Source organism: Staphylococcus sp. EG-SA-2, from assembly GCF_017152085.1.
This window is the reverse complement of record NZ_JACYHC010000059.1, coordinates 1-568: the sequence shown is the minus strand read 5'-3', so window position 1 is coordinate 568 and position 568 is coordinate 1. Positions and strand designations below refer to the sequence as shown.

Below are 568 nucleotides of genomic sequence, written 5' to 3'. Positions count from 1 at the left end.
CCACACATTACAGTATTCCCATCATAACTATATCTAGTACAGCTAATAATCCAGTGGCTCAAATTGCAGACTATGCATTGATTTATGGCAGAACTGATGAAAATGAAATGCGTATGGCGGCTACAACGTCACTATTTGCACAGTTATTCACGGTAGATATATTGTACTATCGATTTGTAGCATTAAATTATCATGCGATTCTAGATTGTATAACCCAATCGAAAATGGCACTTGATAATTACAGGAAGCATCTTGCGACGATAGATTTTAAACATTAGATATTGTGTGCGTTCTAACATAAAGTTAGTTGCAACGTAAACAATTGAAGTTTTTGATGTGATTCAGTTGCTTGATGAAAAATTGTTGCTACAAGTTTGTAAAACTGGCATAGAGGCTATTTTGAAAATGATAAAGGCGTGACAAATTAAAGCAAAGTTCAGATTTGAGCTTTGCTTTTTTCATAGATGGAAATTAAATGCTGAAGAATAATTTTAATGCTAAATGAACTAATACGAAGGTGCTAAAAGCAATTATTATCAAATTAGTGATATGAATGAAATGTTTAAAT

At 32.0% G+C, this 568-nt stretch carries 2 pseudogenes; one reads left to right on the top strand and one right to left on the bottom strand.

What is annotated here, in order from left to right:
• Positions 1-278, top strand: a pseudogene (rpiRb, locus tag IDG60_RS27075) (pentose phosphate pathway transcriptional regulator RpiRB); the annotation flags it as partial.
• A 193-nt stretch (positions 279-471) separates the two neighbouring features.
• On the opposite strand, the pseudogene IDG60_RS27070 reads toward rpiRb, so the two are convergent.
• Positions 472-568 (bottom strand): annotated as a pseudogene (locus IDG60_RS27070) (hypothetical protein); the annotation flags it as partial.